Genomic DNA, 18,644 nt, shown 5'->3' on the forward strand with positions numbered 1-18,644 from the left:
CCGCCGAGGCCGACCGCGTCGCCGTCGAGGCCGCCGCCGCGCAGGCCGCCGCCGAAGCCCAGGCCGCTGCCGAGGCGCAGGCCGCCGCCGAAGCCCTTTCCGCCGGCAACACCCCCGCCGGGGCCAAGGCCACCGCCGCGAGCCTGGCCTCCTCCCGCTACGGCTGGGGCGAGTCCCAGTTCTCCTGCCTCGTCCAGCTCTGGCAGAAGGAATCCGAGTGGAAGTACACGGCCTACAACGACAACGGCGGCGCCACCGGCATCCCGCAGGCCCTGCCCGGCAGCAAGATGGCCTCGGCCGGCTCGGACTGGAAGACCAACGCGGCCACCCAGATCGCCTGGGGCCTCGAGTACATCAACGGCTCCTACGGCACCCCGTGCGCCGCCTGGTCACACTCGCAGGCGATGGACTGGTACTAAGCCCGAGGCCGGTCAGGTCCAGTAGTTGTTCTGGTAGAGGAAGACGACGACCCCCACCTCGAGGGCGATCAGCGCATACCCCACCCACAGGGCGGCGTAGGCGAACACCCGTCCGCTCGCCTCGCCGCGGGCGATACGGGCCAGCGTGACGTGGGCCAGCACCACCCCGATCACCGGCAGGATCAGCGCCAGCACGAAGCTGAGTACGGCCAGCGCGCCGGTGGCGTCCGGATCCGGGTCCACCGCTGCCGCCTTCGCGTTCTGGCGGATGCCGAACCGCAGCAGGAAGATCAGCGCGATCGCACCACCCACGATGAGCACGATCGTGATCGGATAGGCGCCCACGTGAAGCCTCCTCTCAGCAGGTTGTGTCGGTTCAGCGTGCCGTGAGCTGGCCGACCACGGTGCCGTCGGCCGCTTGCAGTGTCATCACGCCGGCGCGCACCCTGCCCTGCACGGCCTGGTTCAGCCACTGGTCGACGCCCTCGCAGGCCCTCAGCGTCGTCGCGCCGGGAGTGAGCAGGATCGCCTCGTCGTCGGCCTGCTCCCAGGTGCCGGTGAGCACATTGCAGCCGTCATTGCCGGAGTACCGGCCGTCGGCCTGAATGGACAGGAACGGGGCGGTCGGGGTGTTCGACTCCACCCAGTAGCCGATCGGGCGACCCTGCGGACCGACGGTGCTGTCGGTCGAGCGCACCAGGGTGGTCTCGGTCGAGTCGAACGAGCTGTGGATGACCAGGGTGTCGCCGTCGACCTCCACACTCGTGCCGCGGCTGACCGCCAACGGCAGCTGGGCGCCGTCGCACGCCATCATGGTCTGCGGGCCCGACGTCGTGGTCAGGGTGCCGTCCGCGCTGAGCTCCCAGGTGCCCTGCACCCGGTTGCAGCCGTCCGAGGCGCTCCAGGTGTTGTCCTGCACGAATGACACGTAGGGCTGCTCCGGGCTGTCGAAGGTCTGGTCGATCACCCAGGTGCCCACCAACGCGCCGGGCTGAGCAGTACCAGACGGGGTGGCCGTGTTCGGGGACGCCGTGTTCGGCGTCTGGATGGTGCAGCCGGCCACGGTCAGCAGCGCGAGAGCCGAGAACACCAAGATTCGGGCGGGGGACAAATGTGCCATGCGCGTTACCTCTCGGCCGGTCGGGCGCCGTGCAGCATGCGGTGCAGCTGACCAGACGCGGCGCTCACCGCACCGGCAATCTAATGCAACCTGGCGCCGGAGGCAACGGCGGATTGCCCAGCCGGGGCGCGGATATGTGTCGTGCGCACGGTGATGCCGGTGTAGGTTCACGACGAAACCTGGGAGGAACGATGGTGGATTTTCAGCTCGGTGCCTGGCTGCTGGTGGCGCTGCACGCCCTGCTGGTGCTCATCGCCACCGTCTATGTGTCGGCCAACCGGCGGCCATCCGCGGCCATCGCCTGGGTGCTGGCGATCATCTTCATCCCGTACCTCGGCGTGCTGATCTTCCTGTTGGTGGGCGTCGGGCGGCTGCCGAAGGCTCGCCGTGAGAAACAGCGCGAGGTGAACGAGTTGATCCTGGCCCGCACCGAGGGCCTTGACCAGGTCAGCCACCGCGACGAGTGGCCCGCCTGGCTGGGGTCGGCGGTGCGGCTGAACCGCAACCTCGGCGCGCTGCCGATGGTGGGCGGCAACCGGGTGGAGCTGCTGCCGGATTACGAGGACTCCATCATGCGAATGGTTCAGGCCGTCGACGAGGCCACCGAATTCGTGCACGTGCAGTTCTACATCCTGGTGCTCGACAGCGTCACCCAGCCGTTCTTCGATGCCCTGGCCCGGGCGGTCCAACGCGGCGTGCAGGTCAAGGTACTCTCTGACTACCTTGCCTGCCTGATGCTGCCGCGCCGCAAGGAAACCCTCGCGGCGCTGGCCGACATGGGCGCCGAGTGGCACGCGCTGCTGCCGCTGCGATTCTGGAAGGGCCAGTGGCGCCGGCCGGATATGCGCAACCACCGCAAACTTCTTGTCGTCGACGGGCGGCTGGGTTTCAGTGGCTCGCAGAACATGATCGACGCCACCTACCTCAAGCCAGGCAACCTCAAACGCGGGCTGCGCTGGCACGAGCTGATGATGCGCATCGAGGGGCCGGCGGTGCGTGAGCTGAACGCGGTGTTCCTGGCCGACTGGTACAGCGAAACGAATGAGGTGCTGCCCTTCGACACGTCGCCGATCGTGCTCGATCCGGCGCCGGACCTACTCGACGCCCAGGTGCTGCCGAGCGGGCCGAGCTTCGAGAATGACAACAATCTCAAGCTCTACGCCATGCTCATCCAGAAGGCCGAGCGCCGGGTCAGCATCACCAGCCCCTACTTCGTGCCGGAGGAATCGACGATGCTGGCCATCGTCACGGCGGCGTCGCGCGGTGTGGAGGTGGAACTGTTCGCCTCGCACATCGGCGACCAGGCGCTCGTCTACCACGCGCAGCGGTCGTACTACGAGGAACTGCTGCGGGCCGGGGTGTCGATCTACCTCTATGCCGAGCCCACGGTCCTGCACGCGAAGCACTTCACCATCGACGATGACGTGTCGGTGGTGGGGTCGAGCAATATGGACATCCGCTCGTTCAGCCTGAACATGGAGGTGTCGGTACTCGTGCACGGGGCCGATTTTGTGCGGCGGATGCGCGAGGTGCAGGACGGCTACCGGGCCAACAGCAGCAAGGTGGAACTGGCCGACTGGCTCGGCCGCCCCGCCGGCGCCAAGGTGTTCGACAACCTGGCCCGGCTGACCTCGTCACTGCAATAGCCGGAACGGGAGGTGCGCGGGTGAACGAGTGGGGCCAGCTGTTGCCACTGGCGTTGACCATTGCGCTCAGCCCGCTGCCGTTGGCCGGACTGCTGCTGATGCTGCTCGCGCCAGACGGGTTCAAGGCGGCCGCGGGGTTCAGCATCGGCTGGTTCGTCGGGGTGTTGTTCTCTGCGACGCTGCTCGCGCTGTTGTCGTCGCTGTTGCCGCACGACAGGTCGGCCGGCAGCCGCGCGCTGCAGGTGGTGGTGCCGCTGGTGCTCGGCATCGTCCTGATCGTTCTGGGCCTGGTGCAGTGGCACGACCGGCCGCAACGCGGTGTGGAGGTGCCGCTGCCGCGCTGGTTGAACGCCCTCGACCGGCTGACCCCGGCGCGGGCGACCATCATCGGGGTCGGCTACGCCGCCTTCAGGCCGAAGAACCTGGTGATGGCCGCCGCTGCCGGGGTGGTGATCCTGGGCGCGCACACCGACCCGACCGGCATCCTGATCTCGGTGGCGGTCTTCACCGCGCTGGCCTCGATCACCATGCTCGGCCCGGTGCTGGCCTACGCGTTCGGCGGCCCTGCTGTACGGGTGCGGCTGGTGGGGCTGCGCGGTTGGCTGGTGCGCAACATGTCGCTGATCACGGTCATCACGGTGCTGCTTCTCGGGGTGTTCCTGGTGCTGACCGGTCTCGCCCAGCTGGCCGGGCAACTTCTGGGCTGAGCAACTCCGGCAGAATTGCAGGAGTTGCGCCCCCCCCACCCCACATGGAGAGAACCGATGGCCACGAACGACCAGAACAGCCGCCTCGCCACCCGCCGCACTGCCGCCGGCGAGTTCATCGAACGTCTGGAGCGCCCGGCGTCGGCGATCGAGTTGGGCCTGGAGCCGCATCCGGAAGGCGGCTGGTACCGGCGCACCTGGACCTCGCCCGTGGCCGTGACGCTCACGGATGCCGACGGCTCAGAGCGGGTGCGTCCGGCGGCCACGCTCATCCACTTTCTGTTGCCGGCCGGGGAGTTCTCGGCCTGGCACCGGGTGGCCTCCAGCGAGATCTGGATCTGGAACGGCCAGGGTGCGGTGCAGCTCGAACTCGGCGGCGACGGCGACGAACCCGACACGGAGACCAGCCCTGTTGTCGGCGGCCGGCTGCTGCGCGGCGAACGCAGCCAGGTGATCATCCCGCCGGATGTCTGGCAGCGCACGGTGCCGAGCGACGAGGACGCCCTGGTGAGCTGCCTGGTGTCACCCGGCTTCGACTTCGCCGACTTCTCGATGGAGTGACGGCGTCTCGCCCCGCTGGGCACGGTTGCCGGTCTGCCGGGCGGTGCGGTTGCGCACGACTCGCAGCACAACGGCGTCGATGAGCACGCCCAGCAGCAGGGCCGCGGCCACCGCCAGCAGTGCACCGAGAAGCGGGTTGCTCTGCAGCCAGGCGCCGGCGAGCACGCCGACCAGCACGGAGGCGGTGGCCCAGGCGAGCCCGCTGAGCGCGGCCAGCGGCAGGAACCGGCGGATCGGGAAGCCTGTTGCCCCTGCGGTCATGTTGACCGCAACCCGGCCGACGGGGATGTATCTCGCGGTGAGCAGCAGGGATGCCGGGCGGTTGAGCAGGGCAGTGCGGGCCTTGTCGGCGATTCGCGCCACCGCGGGGCGACGCTGCCAGCCGAACCTGGTCAGGCCGATGCGCCGGCCGATCAGGTAGGCGATGCTGTCGCCGAGCACGGCGCCCGCCGTGACCACCCCGATGAGCCAACCCAGATTCGGCGCCCCGGCCGAGATGGCCAGGGCGCCGAGAGCTACGACAACGGTCTCGCTCGGAAGCGGCGGGAAGAACCCGTCCACGACCACCAGGGCGAACACGACGGGGTAGACCCAGGCCGACCCGGCGAGGGCAAGGACGAGGGCGTTGAGGGCGTCGACGGCAGGCATAATCCCACGGTAGGGAGCGCCCCGATGCGCCCGCGTCGATCTGAGGGACGATTCCCCACGCCGATGGGATGATTCCTGCCGGGCCACCGATCTGTGGCCCTGCCAGGGCTCAAACGCCCGTTTGGACCCGGATCCAGAGCGGATCACCCCCGGACGGGGAAGGTTGTGTCACCGCGGGCGGCGAAATGACCGTAACTTAGATAGGTAGGCACACGTCCGTCGAACCCGACGCGGCCGAGCCTGCGCACACGAAGGGTTGAGTAGTGAACGAGGAATGCATCCACGGACTGGACGGGGAGCTGTGCGCCCTGTGTTTCCCACCCGCCGCCCCCGTCGCACCGACCGTGCCCGCTGCCCGCGCCCCGCGTGCCAGCCGAGCACGCACACCCGAGGCGCCGACGGCGCTGCGCACCATCGTCGCCCCGATCACCACGGGCACCGCCAAGACCAAGCGCAACGACGACAATGTCGGCGAGCAGCGCATCTACCACCTCACCCACATCCGCAACCTGCCCGGCATCCTGGCCACCGGCCGGCTGCTGGCCGACAGTAGCGACGACTGGGCCGACCGTCCCGTCGTCGACATCTCGTCATCCGCGAACCGCGACGCCCGCCGCGATGCCCGCGTCGCCGGCGCCGACAGCCTCGCCGTCGCCGACCACGTGCCCTTCTTCCTCTCGCCCAACGCCCTGGTCTGGGAGAACATCCGCGCGCAGTCGCTCGACCCGCGCCTCTCCGACGACGCCCACGACGCCGCCGCGTTCGACTTCGTGATCCTGGTCTCCACCGTCAAGAAGGTTCTCGACGCACAGGTCGCCGCCGCGGCCGACCCGTCCGCCAGCCACTTCACCGTGACCGATGGCGACGCCGCGTTCGCCGCCACCCGGTTCGGCGCCACGGCCGACACGGCCGACCGGATGCTGCGCGTGCTCCGCGCCGACCTCGACTCCGACACCATCCTCAAGGCCGAGCTGCTCGTGCCCGGCGAGGTGCCGTTCGGCCTGATCACCCTGATCGGCGTCGCCAACGACCGGGTGCGGGATGCCGTCAAGCCGATCCTCGCGGCCGCCAGCCACAAGCCCAAGGTCGCCGTCTACCCGCCGTGGTTCCACCCGACCGACGAGGACTAACCCGCGTGGGACGTTTATCGGGAAAAAGGGCGGAAATTAGGACTCTCGGTCTGATTCCGTCCTAGGGAAGTCACTTTTTCCCGATTACACGACGCCCAGGGGCAGCTGCTCGCCGGCGGGGAGCTCCACGCGCAGGTCGTCACCCGGGGCCACCTCGCCGCTGACCAGCACGATGCCCATGATGCCGGCCTTCCGCACGATGCGGCCCGCCGCATCCGTGTGCTTGAGCGCGCCCTTGAGGCCGGACTGGAACTTGTCGATCATCGAGCAGGGGTCCCGCATGCCGGTGACCTCCACAACGGCCTCGGCGCCGAGGTGCAGCCGGGTGCCGAGCGGCAGCGCCAGTAGGTCGATGCCGGTGGTTGTGATGTTCTCGCCGAGTTGACCGGGGGAGACGTCGAACCCCTCGGCCGCGAGCTCGGTCAGCAACTCCGAGCGCAGCAGGTGCACCTGGGTGAGATTGGCCCTGGCCGGATCGGTGCGGATCAGGTAGCGGTGCTGGGTGGTGGCCCCGGCGTGGGAGTCGCCCTCGACGCCGTGCCCGGCCACCAGGCGGATGCCGGCCACCACCGGCTTGCTGAACCGGTGCTTGTCGTCCCGGCTCACGGCCGCAATCATGCCTGTCTGCTGCTCGCTCATGCCGCCATCCTTGCAGATCGGCGCGCTACCGTGCGGCCTCGATAGTGACGGAGCCGTTGGTGGTCTGCGCGGTGATGGCGCGACGCGAGGTGCTGTCGGACGGGACGGTGTCGTCGGTCACGGAGCCGTTTGTGGTCTGCGCGGTGACCCGGTAGGTCACCCCGTCCACGGGCACCCGAACGGTGATCTGCCCGTTGGTGCTGCCGGCGTCGACCACCTCCGGCGCATCCGCGAACTCCAGGGTGACGGACCCGTTGGTGGTCGACGCGGCCACGGACTTGGAGACGGCCTCGGTCACCCGGATAGCGCCGTTGGTGGTCTGCAGGTCCACCCGTCCCACCGTGCCGACGGTCTCGATGACGCCGTTGGTCGTGCTCAGGGTGACCCGGCCGGTGAGCCCGGATGCCGTGATGCGGCCGTTCTCGCCGACCGCGGTGACCGGCAGTGCCCGGGGCAGTTGCACGGTGACGGTGACGGAGCAGCGGGAGAAGAACTGGGACCGGCAACCGCCGCGCACCTCGGTGACGCCGCCGTCGGTGCGAGCGGAGAGGGTGGGCTCGTTACCGAAGTACGACCCGGTCATGCGCACGTGCACCTGGTCGTCGGTGCTCGCGGCCAGCACGATCTCGGCGTTTCGCATCTCCACGCTCAGGCTGGTGCCCGGCGCGAGGTCCGCGCTCCGATCCACCGAACCGCTCCGTCCCCACAACGCGAAAGCGAAGGCCGTGATGAGCAGGAGCAGCCCGACGATCGGGATGAATATGTACAGCAGGATGCGCCACAGGGGAGTCGGGCGCTTCCCTGCCGGTGCCGCCGGTGATGGTGGTGACGGTGGTGACGGCGCTGACGGCGCTGACGGCGCTGAGGCATCGGTCATGGCAGGAGCTCCCCAGTTAGCGGCCGGTCAACGGCGCCGGGCACGCCAGAGCGTGCCGCGAGGCATCCGTGCTGGGGACGGTAGCAGGGTTTCGGTCGCCCCGATACGGCGGGGCCGCGCCGGGTCAGCTCTTGGTGATGTCCCTGTTGCGGTAGCGCAGCACGCGGGCGCGCACCGAGAAGATGCCGCCAAGCACAAGCGCCCCGATGGCCAGGGGCAGCAGCGTTGACAGCATCTCATTGCCGGTGGCGGCGTTGAGGATCAGGAGGGCCAGGGCGAGGCCGCTGCACGCGAAAGCGGCAACTGTATACGTGGTGAACGTCCAGGGTTTCACGGGGTGAGCATCCAATCTGTGGCGGTCGGCGTTCGGGCGCCGGTCCGAGACCAACGGTACCAGCGCGCTCCCAGCAGACCCGGAATACTCGCAGGGCCTGTCGAGTGCGGGCGGCGCCGATGCTGCTTTCGTCACCCAGCGAACGTAGGCTTGATGTCTACCGTCGATTCATAGATAGGTCTGACGTGAAGGTCATCAGCTACAACTTGCGCAAGAACCGTGCCAGCGGGGAACTCATCGCCCTGGCGGAGCAATACGACCCCGACCTGCTGTGCCTGCAGGAGTGCGACACGCTCGACCTGCCGGCCGAGGTCGGCCTGTTGCACCTGGCGGATTCCACCACCCGCAACCGGCTGGGGCTGGCGGTGTACTACCGGCGGGACCGGTTCACCGCGCAGAAGACCCAGACCTTTGCGCTCAAGAAGTCGCTGCACGACCTGGTGCTCACGCCGGCGCACGAACGGCTGATCGGCACCCGCCTGTTCGACATGGCCGCGCAGCGGGAACTGGTGGTGGCCTCGTTCCACGCCGCGCCCCTGACGGCGCTCAACTCGCTGCGGCGCAACCAGATCCGGTCGGCGCACGAGGAACTCGCCGTGCTGGGCCCGAACCTGCCCACGCTGATGGTGGGGGACTACAACTACCCGATCTTCAAGAAGCACCTCAGCAACGAGGTCAGGGAGTCCGGCTACGACCTCACGCTGAGCGACAGCCGCACCTACACCCGGTACAAATTCTTCCGCGGCCACTTCGACCTGGCCACCTCGGTGGGCCTCACCATCGACAACGTCGAGACGCTGCCGCGCGGCACCTCCGACCACATGCCGATCCTGGTCACCTCGTCCTACGGCACCGTCCCGGCCGCTCCCGCGGTGACCGTCGCTGCCCCGGTCGACGGAGAGTTCTCGATCTAGCGGCACCTGCCGTTCCCCGCGGAACCGCCACCCGGCCGATCCGCTCCAGCACTGCCACAGACCCGTGGCGCGGTCCGACCTGCCCACGGGTCTAGAGTCAGGCATATCCAATGCGAAGGAGCCCCATGGCCGGTTCTGGCTTCGCTGTGATCGATTTCGAAACCACGGGTCTTTTTCCCGCCCATAACGACAGGGTCATCGAGCTGGCCGTGGTGCACGTCTCCGACCGGGGACGGATCGAAGGCCGCTGGGAAACGCTGGTGAACCCGCGCCGGGACCTCGGCCGGCAGGACATCCACGGCATCCGCGCCGCCGACGTGCTGGACGCGCCCTCCTTCACCGAGATCGCCCCGCAGCTCATCGACCTGCTGCGCGGCCGGGTCGTCGTGGCGCACAACGCGAGTTTCGACATCCGCTTTCTGCTGGCCGAACTGAGCCGGGCCGGCCATACCCCGCCCGCCGAGGTCGTGAGCCTGTGCACGATGCAGCTGGCCCGCGACTTCCTGCCCGGCGCCGGGCGTTCCCTCGCCGACTGCTGCGCGGCCCTCGACATCGATCCGGGCGGCGCCCATCGTGCCTCGGTCGACGCGTTCGCCACCGCGCAGCTGCTCGCCGCGTACATCGAGGCGGCGGATGCGCCGGAGTTCTGGTTCGCCCACCTCGATGCGGCCGCCGTGTCGCGGTGGCCTACCGTTGAGGCCTCGTCGGTGCTGTGGTGCGCCCGTACGGTCTCGTCGCACCCGATGACCGCGGACTCGTTCCTCGAACGCATCACCACCCGGCTGCCGGATGTGGCGGGCCCGGCCGAATACGTGGACTATCTGGCCCTGCTCGACCGCTGCCTGCTCGACCGGGCGCTCTCGGTGCACGAGGCCCAGTCGCTGGTGCGCCTGGCCGCCGACCTCGGCTTGGGCCGGGCCACCTGCGAGTCGCTGCACCGGCAGTACTACGCGGCGCTGACCGCACTCGCCTGGTCGGACGGCATCCTCACCGGCGCTGAACTGGCCGACCTCGTGAGCGTGGGCATGCTCCTCGCGCTTCCCACCGACACCATCGCGGCATCCCTCGACGAGACCCGGCAGCAGACGCCGGCGCTGGCCACCGCGGTTTCGGCCGGTGCGGGCTTCGCGCTAGTGGCCGGCGACCTGGTCGTACTGACCGGGGAGATGAGCCGCACCCGCAGCGACCTGGAGCGGGAGCTCCGTGACCTCGGCCTGGTGCCCTGGCGCGCGGTGACCAAGAAGGTCAAGCTGCTCGTCGCCGCAGACCCCGACTCGCTCTCCGGCAAGGCCCGCAAGGCCCGCGACTACGGCATCCCCATCGTCGACGAGGCCACCCTCGCCCGGCTGGCCGGCGCACGCTTCGCCGGAGCCTGAGCGCCGGGCATTTCTCAGGACACCGGAATCCCGAGCCGCGGAGAGGTCAGCCGCGCACCCGCAGCAGATTCGAACGCTCGGGATGCTTGGCGAACCATCTGGCCACGTACCAGCAGTCCGGCGACACGGCGCGGGTGCCGGTGACCTCGACGTCGTCCATCGCGAACCGCACGACCTGCCCGGCCAGGCCCTGGCCTCGGCGGTGGGGATCGGTGAATGTGTGGTTGAACGACACAGTGTCGCCCCGCACGAGGTAGTCGGCCAGGGCCGCGAGCTCGCCGTCGATGTAAAGGGCGTAGCGGGAGGCATCCGGTTCGTGGACGAGGACTGTGGTCACTGGTTAAGCGTAGACCGCCGCCCGGGCTGCGGGGAGCGGGCCGGTGTCGGAGGTCTCCGGTAACCTGACGACATCCCAGCAGGTGGAGGCGCCTTCGTGTTCTTGCTCGATTCGACAGCACAGCCGGCAGCACAGCCGTCGGCACAAACGACGGTGATCTTCAGTGCCAGCGACCTCGGTGCCGCCGCGGGCTGCGAGTGGGCCGTCATGCGTAAGCTCGACGGCAAGCTGGGCCGGATCGACACCGTGCCCGACGAAGGCGACGCCATGCTGCGCCGGGCCGGCGCCCTGGGCGACGAACACGAGCTGCGCTATCTGGAACGACTGCGGCAGAACCGCGACGTGGTCGAGTTCGCCCGTCCGTCGATGCGCGAGCTGCCGGCGGCGGCGGCCGCCACGGCCGAGGCCTTCAGGGCCGGGGCCGATGTGCTCTTCCAGGCCACCTTCTTCGATGGCCGTTTTGTCGGGTTCGCCGACTTCATCATGCGCACCGAGCGCGGCGCGTACGAGGTCTATGACACCAAACTGGCCCGTTCCGCGAAGATCACCGCGCTGTTGCAGGTGGCCGCGTACAGCGACCAACTCGACCGGCTCGGCATCCGCACCGGCGAGCACGTGCACCTGTTGCTCGGCGACGGCCGCACCAGCACACACAGGCTCCGCGACATCCTGCCGGTCTACCGCAAGCGCCGCGCCCGGCTCGAGCGCCTCATCGACGAACGCGTCGCCGACCCGCAGCCCACCCCGTGGGGTGACCCGCGGTACACCGCCTGCGGGCGCTGCGCGGCCTGTTCCGTGGAGGTCGAGGCCCACCGCGATGTGCTGCTCGTCGCCGGCATGCGGCTCACCCAGCGTCGGCACCTGCTGGAGGCCGGCCTGACCACCATCGAGGCGCTCGCGGCGAGCACCGGCCCGGTCGACGGGCTCGTGGATGCCACGACCGACGCCCTCCGCGCCCAGGCCCGGCTGCAGCTGCAGTCCCGCCAGCTCGCCACCGGGCAGCCCGGCCACACCGACGCCCCCGCCTTCGAGGTCTACAACCCGGTGGCTCTCGGCGCCCTGCCCGAGCCCGACGCCGGTGACATCTTCTTCGACTTCGAGGGCGACCCGCTCTACAGCGAGACGGCCGCCGGCACCGACAGCCCCGAGTGGGGCCTGGACTACCTCTTCGGCCTTATCGAGACCGACGGCACCTTCCGTCCGTTCTGGGCGCACGACTACGCCGAGGAGCGCCAGGCCCTGATCGACTTCCTGGCCTACGTCGCCCAGCGCCGCGCCCGGTACCCGAACCTGCACATCTACCACTACGCGGCGTACGAGCGCACCCACCTGCTCTCGTTGGCCGCGCGGCACGGTGTGGGTGAAGACGCCGTCGACGATCTGCTTCGCGACAACGTTCTGGTTGACCTGTATCCGGTGGTCAAGAAGAGCCTGCGGGTGGGTTCCCGCAGCTACTCGATCAAGAAACTCGAACCGCTCTATATGGGCGACGACCACCGCGAGGGCGTCGACAACGCTGCCGATTCCATCACCGAGTACGCCGATTCCCGCGACCTGTTCAGGGCCGGGCAGACGGATGCCGCCCAGGCCAAGCTGGACGCCATTGCCGACTACAACGAATACGACTGCCTCTCCACCCTGCGCCTGCGCGACTGGCTGCTGGCCCGCGCTGACGAGGCCGGCATCCCACGAGCGGCATCCCGCGACCTCGAGCTCGCCATCCCGGTGCGGGAGCCCAGCCCGGTCTACCTGGCCCTCGCCGCCCAGGTGGCGGATGCCCCGGCCGGCGACCGCACGGCGGACCAGACCGCGATCGCCCTGGCCTCCGCCGCCATCGACTACCACCGCCGGGAGGGCAAGAAGTTCTGGCAGGAGCACTTCGACCGGCTGCGGAACCCCGTCGACGAATGGTCGGCCACCCGCGACGTTCTGATCGTGACGGCCGTCACCGTCGACCGCGACTGGGCCCTGGCGGGTCGGGACCGCAACCTGTCCAGGGTGCTGCGCATCGAGGGGGAGCCGGCGCCGGGCAGCTCGCTCAAGCTCGGCCAGAAACCGTTCCTGCTCTACGACGCGCCCTACCCGCCGCTCGGTGTGACCGGCGAGCCCGGCTCCCGGGTGGCCCACGAACGCACCGAGATCACCGGCCTGGTCGACGAGGTCACCGGCGAGGAGGTGCTCTACGTCACCGAGAAGCTCGGCCGCGGCGTCGATGCCTACGACCAGCTGCCCATGGCGCTGGCCCCGGCCACCCCGCCACCACCGGGCACCCAGGTGCCCGCGATCGCCGAGTGGGGCCAGCGGGTGCTCGACACATTGCCGGCCATGCTGCCGGATGCGGCGCTGGACATTTTGCGGCGGGTGGCGCCACGTGGGGTCCTGAGCTCGACCAGCGGGGGCGACATCACCACGGCCATCCGGGACAGCCTGCTCGGCATCGACAGGTCCTATCTGGCGGTGCAGGGCCCGCCTGGCACCGGCAAAACCTACACGGGCTCCCGCGTGATCGCCGAGCTGGTGCGTGACCACGGCTGGAAGATCGGGGTTGTCGCCCAATCGCACGCCACCGTGGAGAACATGCTCAGCGCCGTGCTCAAGGCCGGACTCGGCTCAGAGCGCGTGGGCAAGAAGGCCAAGGCGGGGGAGGAGCCGCGGGAGAACGGCTGGACTGCGTTGGCGCCCAACCGGTTCGCCGAGTTCACCGGCCAGGCCGGCGGGTTCGTGCTCGGCGGCACCGCCTGGGACTTCAGCAACGCCGCCCGCATCGAACCGGGCTCGCTCGATCTGCTCGTGATCGACGAGGCCGGCCAGTTCTCACTGGCCAGCACCATCGCCTCCGCCGTCGCGGCCCGGCGCCTGCTGCTGCTCGGCGACCCGCAGCAGCTGCCGCAGGTGAGCCAGGGCTCCCACCCCGAGCCCGTGGACGTCTCGGCGCTCGGCTGGCTCACCGATGGGCACGATGTGCTCCCGCCCGAGTTCGGCTACTTCCTCGCGAAGAGCTGGCGGATGCACCCTGCGGTGTGTGCGCCGGTGTCCAGGCTCTCCTACGAGGGCAAGCTTGAATCCCAGGCCGCTGACCGGCACCTGGACGGCATCATTCCTGGCCTGCATCCGCTGCCCGTGCCGCACACGTTCAACTCCACCTCGTCGCCCGAGGAGGCCGAGGCCGTGGCCGGTCTGATCGGCTCGCTGCTCGGTCGCAGCTGGACCGTGAACGGCGCGAGCACCCCGCTCGGCCAGCAGGATCTCATCGTCGTCGCCCCGTACAACGCGCAGGTCGAGGTGATTCGGCAGCGACTGGCCCTGGGCGGCTGGCACGACGTGTCGGTCGGCACCGTCGACAAGTTCCAGGGGCGGGAGGCGGCCGTGGCCATCGTGTCGCTGGCGGCGTCCAGCGCGGAGGAGGTTCCGCGCGGGCTGGAGTTCCTGCTGCTGGCGAACCGGCTCAACGTGGCCATCTCCCGCGCCCAGTGGGCGGCCTACCTGCTCTACTCGCCCGCACTCACGGATGCCCTGCCGCACAACGCTGGCACGCTCGCGCAGCTGAGCGCGTTCATCGAACTCGTCGAGGGCTGACCCGGCACGACGGCCGTCGGCTCAGGCTCCCTTCGGGACCCCGGGGTTGAGGCGATTGGTGGGGTCGAGCTTCATCAGCAGCTGGTTCGAGATGGCGTCCAGCTGGGCCACCTGTTCGTCGGTGAGGGGGTCGATCACGTTCTCCCGCACGGTGCGCACGTGCCCGGGCGCGGCGGCCTGCACCACGGCCCAGCCCGCCTCGGTGAGGGAGGCGTTGGTGGCTCGGCGGTCGCTCGGGCACGGGGTGCGTTGCACTAGGCCACGGTCCTCGAGGCGGCGCACCACATGCGACAGTCTCGGCAGGCTGGAATTCGTCATCGACGACAGCCCGGTCATCCGCAGGGTGCGGTCGGGCGCCTCGGAGAGCATGGCGAGCACGTAGTACTCGAAGTGGCTCAGCGCGGAGTCGCGCTGCAGCTGGGAGTCCAGCAGCCCGGGCACCAGTTCCACCACGGCGACAAAACGCAGCCACGCGTGCATCTGGGCCGGATTGAGTCCCTGCACGGCGGGCGTTTCGTTCGTGTCCATGGGCACAGCTTATCAAGCCAGGCCGAGTTTGGTTGACGCGACAAGTAAAAGGCGGTACATTACTTGTATCAACAACTAATCATCCGCCGGAAGGCGAGAGGGAGTACGTCATGACGAGCATCAGCATCATCGGGGCCGGCAACATGGGAACCGCCATCGCGGCGATCGCGGCCAAGGGCGGCGCCTCAGTTCAGCTGCTGGCGCAGGATGCCGAGAAGACCAGGACCGCGGCCACCCAGGCGGGCGCATCCGTCGTCGCCGGAGTCGTGGGCGACGCCCTCACCGGCGAGATCGTTGTTCTCGCGCTGCCGTACCCGGCTGTCGCCGGAGTCCTCGCGCAGTACCAGGGCCGGCTCGACGGCAAGATCCTCGTCGACATCACCAACCCGCTCGACTTCGCCACCTTCGACTCGCTCGTGGTGCCGGCCGACGGCTCCGCCGCGCAGGTCATCGCCGAGGCCGTCCCCGGCGCCCGCGTGCTGAAGGCGTTCAACACCACCTTCGCGGCCACCCTGGCCACCGGCGGCGTCAACGGCGTCGCGCCCACCACGGTGCTGGTCGCCGGCGACGACACCGACGCCAAGAACGCCCTCATCGGCCTGCTGGTCGCCGGTGGCGTGCTGGCCCTGGACGCCGGTGCCCTCAAGCGCGCCCGCGAGCTCGAGGCGCTCGGCTTCCTGCAGCTCACCCTCGCCGCCGCAGGCGCCACGGGCTGGACCGGTGGTTTCGCCCTGGTCAAGTAACCACCCCCGCGAACTGTGAGAAAAGCCCCGAAAATCCGCGATTTTTGGGGCTTTTCTCACGGTTCGCGGGCCCTATTCGAGTAAGGCGCGGATGTCGTCGGCGGTGAGAGTCTTCGCGAAGACGGCCTCGTCGTCGAGGACCGCCTCGACCAGCTTGGCCTTGGACTCCTTCAGGGCCATCACCTTCTCCTCGATCGTGTCGGCGGCAACGAGCCTGTAGACCATCACATTGCGGGTCTGGCCGATGCGGTGCGTGCGGTCGATGGCCTGGCTCTCGCTGGCCGGGTTCCACCACGGGTCGAGCAGGAACACGTAGTCGGCCTCGGTGAGGTTCAGGCCGAAGCCGCCGGCCTTGAGGCTGATCAGGAACACCGGGGCATCCCCGGTCTTGAACTCGTCGATGACGCCCGGGCGGTCGGTGGTCGAGCCGTCCAGGTAGCTGTACCGCACGCCGCGTGCGTCCAGTCGCGCGGCGGCCAGGGCCAGGTAGGACGTGAACTGGCTGAAGATCAGCGCACGGTGGCCCTCGGCGACCACCTCGTCGAGTTGCTCGAACAGCGCGTCGAGCTTGCTCGAGGGCACGCCCGCATACTGGTCGTCGACCAGCGACGCGTCCAAGCTCAGCATCCGCAACAGTGTGATCGACCTGAACACGATGAACCGATTGGCCTCCAGATCGTCCATCAGTCCCAGCAGCTTCTGCCGCTCCCGCTGCAGGAAGGTGTCGTAGATCTCGCGGTGCTCGGGATCGAGGTCGATGCGCAGCACCTGCTCCTGCTTGGCCGGCAGGTCGCGGGCCACGACATCCTTGGTGCGCCGCAGCATCAGCGGGCGGATGCGCCGCCGCAGCCGACCGATCAGCTCCGCCTGGGAACGCACCCCGCGCTCGGCCGGGCGCAGGTACTCCTCGGTGAACCGTCGGGCCGAGGGGAACAGGCCGGGGGCCACGATGGAGAACAGCGCCCACAGCTCGAGCAGGTTGTTCTCCACCGGAGTGCCGGTCACCGCCAACGTGAACGGTACGTCGATGTAGACGGCCGAGCGGTACACCTGCGAGGTGCGGTTCTTCACGAACTGGGCCTCGTCCAGGATCAGACCCGCCCAGCCGTGCGCCTGGTAGGCGTCGAAGTCGAGGCGGAACAGCGCGTAGGAGGTGACGAGCACATCGACGTTCCGCGCCTGGTCGGCCAGGGGACGCCCGCTGGTGGCCTGGGTGCTGGTGACGGAGCCGACCCGCAACCCCGGCGTGAACTTCGCCGCTTCGGCCAGCCAATTGGCCACCACGGAGGTGGGCGCGACGACCAGGAACGGCCGTGCGGGCGCCACGGGATCGGCCGGGTGCTGCACGGCGTGACTGAGCAGGGCCAGCACCTGCAGGGTCTTGCCCAGGCCCATGTCGTCGGCGAGGATGCCGCCCAGGCCGTGCTCCCAGAGGAACACCAGCCATTCGTAACCGGCGCGCTGGTACGGGCGCAGGGTGGCGTTCAGGCCGGCCGGCAGCGGGGTGGCCCGGGGCAGGGCCGCGACACCCTCGGCGTTTGCCTGGCCGCGCTCGAGCTGCAGCAGCCCGCCCACCGCAGCCCGCCACGACACGGCCTGCTCGGTCTCGTCGGCGAGGTCCTCGAAGTCCGACCACAGGCTGGCCTGGTGCCGGTTGATGCGCAGCCCGGTCTCCCACTCCGACAGCGCCCTGGCTTCCTCGATGAGTTCCCGCAGCCGGTCGAAAACCGGCTGGGTGAGCGAGAGGTAGCTGTTGTCCACCAGCAGCAGCTTCTTCCGGCCCTTCGCGAGGGCCGTGAAGATCGGGTTGAACGGGATGCTGCGGCCGTCGATCCGCACGATCACGCCGAGGTCGAACCAGTCGCGCTTCTCGGTCTCCACCGTCGTCACGATCAGTTGCGGGGTGGCGGTGAGCTCGCGGTAGTCCGGCTTCTCGCCGACCAGCTGCACCCACACCCCCGCGATCGTCTCGAGCCGGGGCAGGGTCTTGTCGGTGTATTCCGCGGCGGGGAGGCCGGTGAGGGTCACGGCCGGCGCGGCGGGGTCTGCCGGTGCCGAGAGGTCGGGCAGGGCGGTGTTCAGCCGGTGCAGCACATCGTCTTCGGCCTCGTCGTCGCGGTCGCCCTGCCACTGCCAGTCCAGCCGCACCGCCTGCTTGGGTTGGAAGCTCACGGTATGTACGAGCACCGGCGGCGGTGGCGGCGGGAACTGGATGGAGGCATCCGCGCTCTCGATCGGCAGGCTGCGGCGCAGGGCCGGGTAGTACGCGCGCAGGAACTCGTCGACCTCACCGGCCGGCACCACCAGGTCGGGTGTGGCCGGCGTACGGCCACCGGGACTGCCGAGCAGGCGGCGCTGTTCGGTGCTGAGTGGCTCGATGCTCGGGGCCAGCACGATGGCGGCGTCGGCGCCGAGCCGGTAGGCGTAGACGCCGTGGTCGCCGAGAGCGCCGGCGGCATCGACCGGATGCCCCTGCCCGTCGATGCTGAGCACCGGGGAGAGGGTGAGGGCCTCGGCAGTCCGCACGGCATCCAGCGCCACGGTCGCCGTGCCCGCCACGGTCACGGCGGCGTCCTTGTGGCTGCCGACCAGGGCGATGCCCAGACGGTTCGCCTCAGTGAGCAGATGCCAGAGCAGCGGGCTCTCGAACTCATCGAGGTAGAGCCACTCGGTGTCCTGGCCGTTGTATACCGGCCGATCCACCCTGTGCAGCGGCACGAACTGGCAGAACCAGCGGTGCTGTTCAACGTTGAGGCCCAGCCGATTGAGCTGGTAGCCCACGTTGCTCCAGGTGATCGTGGACTTCACCCACTTACCGGAGTCGCTCAGGATCACCGGGCGCACGCCGAGCCTGATGGCACCGGCCCCGGCCCGGCTCGCCGAGGCGCGCACGGCGGTGGCGCCGCGCCAGCGATCGTTGCTGCGCGGGGTCTGCTCGCGCAGTTCGAAGAGCAGGCCCATGGCCGTGCGGGCGTCGTCCGGCCCGGCGATGGCCGGCAGCGTCTGATCCGCCGGGGCGTCGCCGGTGAGAGCCTCAACGGCCGACTTCCAGTCGGGCGGGACGGTGGGCGGCATGGCTCAATGTTCTC

General features: G+C 69.5%; 18 protein-coding genes. 9 read left to right on the plus strand and 9 right to left on the minus strand.

Going from position 1 to position 18,644, the window contains the following annotated elements:
- Positions 1–419 (plus strand): aggregation-promoting factor C-terminal-like domain-containing protein (locus tag E3T61_RS12495; RefSeq protein WP_478213450.1); only part of this gene is annotated, 419 nt, incomplete at its 5' end.
- A gap of 12 nt (positions 420–431) precedes the next feature.
- Here the strand turns inward: E3T61_RS12495 and E3T61_RS12500 are convergent.
- Together E3T61_RS12500 and E3T61_RS12505 are read right to left on the minus strand one after the other, a co-directional pair.
- Positions 432–764 carry a DUF4190 domain-containing protein gene (locus E3T61_RS12500; RefSeq protein ID WP_134641196.1) on the minus strand — a complete coding sequence of 111 codons (333 nt, stop codon included), beginning with the start codon at positions 762–764 and terminating at the stop codon, positions 432–434.
- Between the two features lie 31 nt (positions 765–795).
- Positions 796–1,539, minus strand: a complete 744-nt coding sequence (locus E3T61_RS12505; RefSeq protein WP_134641197.1) for an META domain-containing protein — start codon at positions 1,537–1,539, stop codon at positions 796–798.
- Between the two features lie 191 nt (positions 1,540–1,730).
- On the opposite strand from E3T61_RS12505, the gene cls reads away from it, so the two are divergent.
- Genes cls through E3T61_RS12520 form a run of 3 tightly spaced genes read left to right on the plus strand, consistent with a single transcriptional unit; the run spans position 1,731 to position 4,453 of the window.
- A complete protein-coding gene (gene cls / locus E3T61_RS12510; protein ID WP_134641198.1) occupies positions 1,731–3,185 on the plus strand; it encodes a cardiolipin synthase in 1,455 nt (484 codons plus the stop codon).
- Between the two features lie 20 nt (positions 3,186–3,205).
- Positions 3,206–3,892, plus strand: coding sequence for a GAP family protein (locus tag E3T61_RS12515; protein WP_166793226.1), 687 nt, complete (start codon positions 3,206–3,208; stop codon positions 3,890–3,892).
- 57 nt (positions 3,893–3,949) lie between these two features.
- Positions 3,950–4,453 (plus strand): cupin domain-containing protein, encoded by a 504-nt coding sequence (locus tag E3T61_RS12520; RefSeq protein WP_134641200.1) that lies wholly within the window; start codon positions 3,950–3,952, stop codon positions 4,451–4,453.
- On the opposite strand, the gene E3T61_RS12525 is transcribed toward E3T61_RS12520, so the two are convergent.
- Positions 4,415–5,101: a DedA family protein gene (locus E3T61_RS12525; RefSeq protein ID WP_134641201.1), complete on the minus strand. Its 687-nt coding sequence runs from the start codon at positions 5,099–5,101 to the stop codon at positions 4,415–4,417. The two genes, E3T61_RS12520 and E3T61_RS12525, sit on opposite strands and share 39 nt — an antisense overlap.
- Positions 5,102–5,364: 263 nt before the next feature.
- Between E3T61_RS12525 and E3T61_RS12530 the strand changes: the two genes are divergently transcribed.
- Entirely contained in the window at positions 5,365–6,231 is an 867-nt protein-coding gene (locus E3T61_RS12530; RefSeq protein ID WP_134641202.1) for a DarT ssDNA thymidine ADP-ribosyltransferase family protein, read from the plus strand.
- 84 nt (positions 6,232–6,315) lie between these two features.
- Here E3T61_RS12530 and E3T61_RS12535 read toward each other — a convergent pair whose 3' ends face one another.
- The 3 genes from E3T61_RS12535 to E3T61_RS12545 all read right to left on the minus strand — a co-directional run bounded on the left by E3T61_RS12535 (position 6,316) and on the right by E3T61_RS12545 (position 8,081).
- A complete protein-coding gene (locus E3T61_RS12535) occupies positions 6,316–6,870 on the minus strand; it encodes an MOSC domain-containing protein (protein WP_134641203.1) in 555 nt (184 codons plus the stop codon).
- A 25-nt stretch (positions 6,871–6,895) separates the two neighbouring features.
- Positions 6,896–7,747 (minus strand): DUF4097 family beta strand repeat-containing protein, encoded by an 852-nt coding sequence (locus E3T61_RS12540; protein WP_134641204.1) that lies wholly within the window; start codon positions 7,745–7,747, stop codon positions 6,896–6,898.
- Between the two features lie 124 nt (positions 7,748–7,871).
- Positions 7,872–8,081: a hypothetical protein gene (locus E3T61_RS12545; protein ID WP_134641205.1), complete on the minus strand. Its 210-nt coding sequence runs from the start codon at positions 8,079–8,081 to the stop codon at positions 7,872–7,874.
- A 185-nt stretch (positions 8,082–8,266) separates the two neighbouring features.
- On the opposite strand from E3T61_RS12545, the gene E3T61_RS12550 reads away from it, so the two are divergent.
- Positions 8,267–8,995 (plus strand): endonuclease/exonuclease/phosphatase family protein, encoded by a 729-nt coding sequence (locus tag E3T61_RS12550; RefSeq protein ID WP_134641206.1) that lies wholly within the window; start codon positions 8,267–8,269, stop codon positions 8,993–8,995.
- A gap of 125 nt (positions 8,996–9,120) precedes the next feature.
- Positions 9,121–10,371, plus strand: coding sequence for an exonuclease domain-containing protein (locus E3T61_RS12555; protein ID WP_134641207.1), 1,251 nt, complete (start codon positions 9,121–9,123; stop codon positions 10,369–10,371).
- Positions 10,372–10,417: 46 nt separating this feature from the next.
- Here E3T61_RS12555 and E3T61_RS12560 read toward each other — a convergent pair whose 3' ends face one another.
- Positions 10,418–10,708, minus strand: coding sequence for a GNAT family N-acetyltransferase (locus E3T61_RS12560; protein ID WP_134641208.1), 291 nt, complete (start codon positions 10,706–10,708; stop codon positions 10,418–10,420).
- A gap of 96 nt (positions 10,709–10,804) precedes the next feature.
- On the opposite strand from E3T61_RS12560, the gene E3T61_RS12565 reads away from it, so the two are divergent.
- On the plus strand, positions 10,805–14,284 hold the full coding sequence (locus E3T61_RS12565) for a TM0106 family RecB-like putative nuclease (RefSeq protein ID WP_241992546.1): 3,480 nt from the start codon (positions 10,805–10,807) through the stop codon (positions 14,282–14,284).
- 21 nt (positions 14,285–14,305) lie between these two features.
- Here the strand turns inward: E3T61_RS12565 and E3T61_RS12570 are convergent, their stop codons facing one another.
- The gene (locus tag E3T61_RS12570; protein WP_198418687.1) at positions 14,306–14,812 is read right to left on the minus strand and encodes a MarR family winged helix-turn-helix transcriptional regulator; all 507 of its coding nucleotides are present in this window, start codon (positions 14,810–14,812) and stop codon (positions 14,306–14,308) included.
- Positions 14,813–14,922: 110 nt separating this feature from the next.
- On the opposite strand from E3T61_RS12570, the gene E3T61_RS12575 reads away from it, so the two are divergent.
- Positions 14,923–15,555 (plus strand): NADPH-dependent F420 reductase, encoded by a 633-nt coding sequence (locus E3T61_RS12575; RefSeq protein WP_134641209.1) that lies wholly within the window; start codon positions 14,923–14,925, stop codon positions 15,553–15,555.
- Positions 15,556–15,627: 72 nt separating this feature from the next.
- Here E3T61_RS12575 and E3T61_RS12580 read toward each other — a convergent pair whose 3' ends face one another.
- A complete protein-coding gene (locus E3T61_RS12580) occupies positions 15,628–18,630 on the minus strand; it encodes a DEAD/DEAH box helicase (RefSeq protein ID WP_134641210.1) in 3,003 nt (1,000 codons plus the stop codon).
- Positions 18,631–18,644 lie beyond the last annotated feature (14 nt).

It is taken from the genome of Cryobacterium lactosi (assembly GCF_004403945.1).
Lineage (GTDB): Bacteria > Actinomycetota > Actinomycetes > Actinomycetales > Microbacteriaceae > Cryobacterium > Cryobacterium lactosi.

Bases quoted from the DNA above. Each gene is read 5' to 3' on its own strand.
- E3T61_RS12575 (WP_134641209.1), top strand. From the start codon at position 14,923: ATGACGAGCATCAGCATCATCGGGGCCGGCAACATGGGAACCGCCATC.
- E3T61_RS12540 (WP_134641204.1), bottom strand. From the start codon at position 7,747: ATGACCGATGCCTCAGCGCCGTCAGCGCCGTCAGCGCCGTCACCACCG.
- E3T61_RS12525 (WP_134641201.1), bottom strand. From the start codon at position 5,101: ATGCCTGCCGTCGACGCCCTCAACGCCCTCGTCCTTGCCCTCGCCGGG.
- E3T61_RS12555 (WP_134641207.1), top strand. From the start codon at position 9,121: ATGGCCGGTTCTGGCTTCGCTGTGATCGATTTCGAAACCACGGGTCTT.
- E3T61_RS12535 (WP_134641203.1), bottom strand. From the start codon at position 6,870: ATGAGCGAGCAGCAGACAGGCATGATTGCGGCCGTGAGCCGGGACGAC.
- E3T61_RS12570 (WP_198418687.1), bottom strand. From the start codon at position 14,812: ATGGACACGAACGAAACGCCCGCCGTGCAGGGACTCAATCCGGCCCAG.
- E3T61_RS12520 (WP_134641200.1), top strand. From the start codon at position 3,950: ATGGCCACGAACGACCAGAACAGCCGCCTCGCCACCCGCCGCACTGCC.
- E3T61_RS12505 (WP_134641197.1), bottom strand. From the start codon at position 1,539: ATGGCACATTTGTCCCCCGCCCGAATCTTGGTGTTCTCGGCTCTCGCG.
- cls (WP_134641198.1), top strand. From the start codon at position 1,731: ATGGTGGATTTTCAGCTCGGTGCCTGGCTGCTGGTGGCGCTGCACGCC.
- E3T61_RS12580 (WP_134641210.1), bottom strand. From the start codon at position 18,630: ATGCCGCCCACCGTCCCGCCCGACTGGAAGTCGGCCGTTGAGGCTCTC.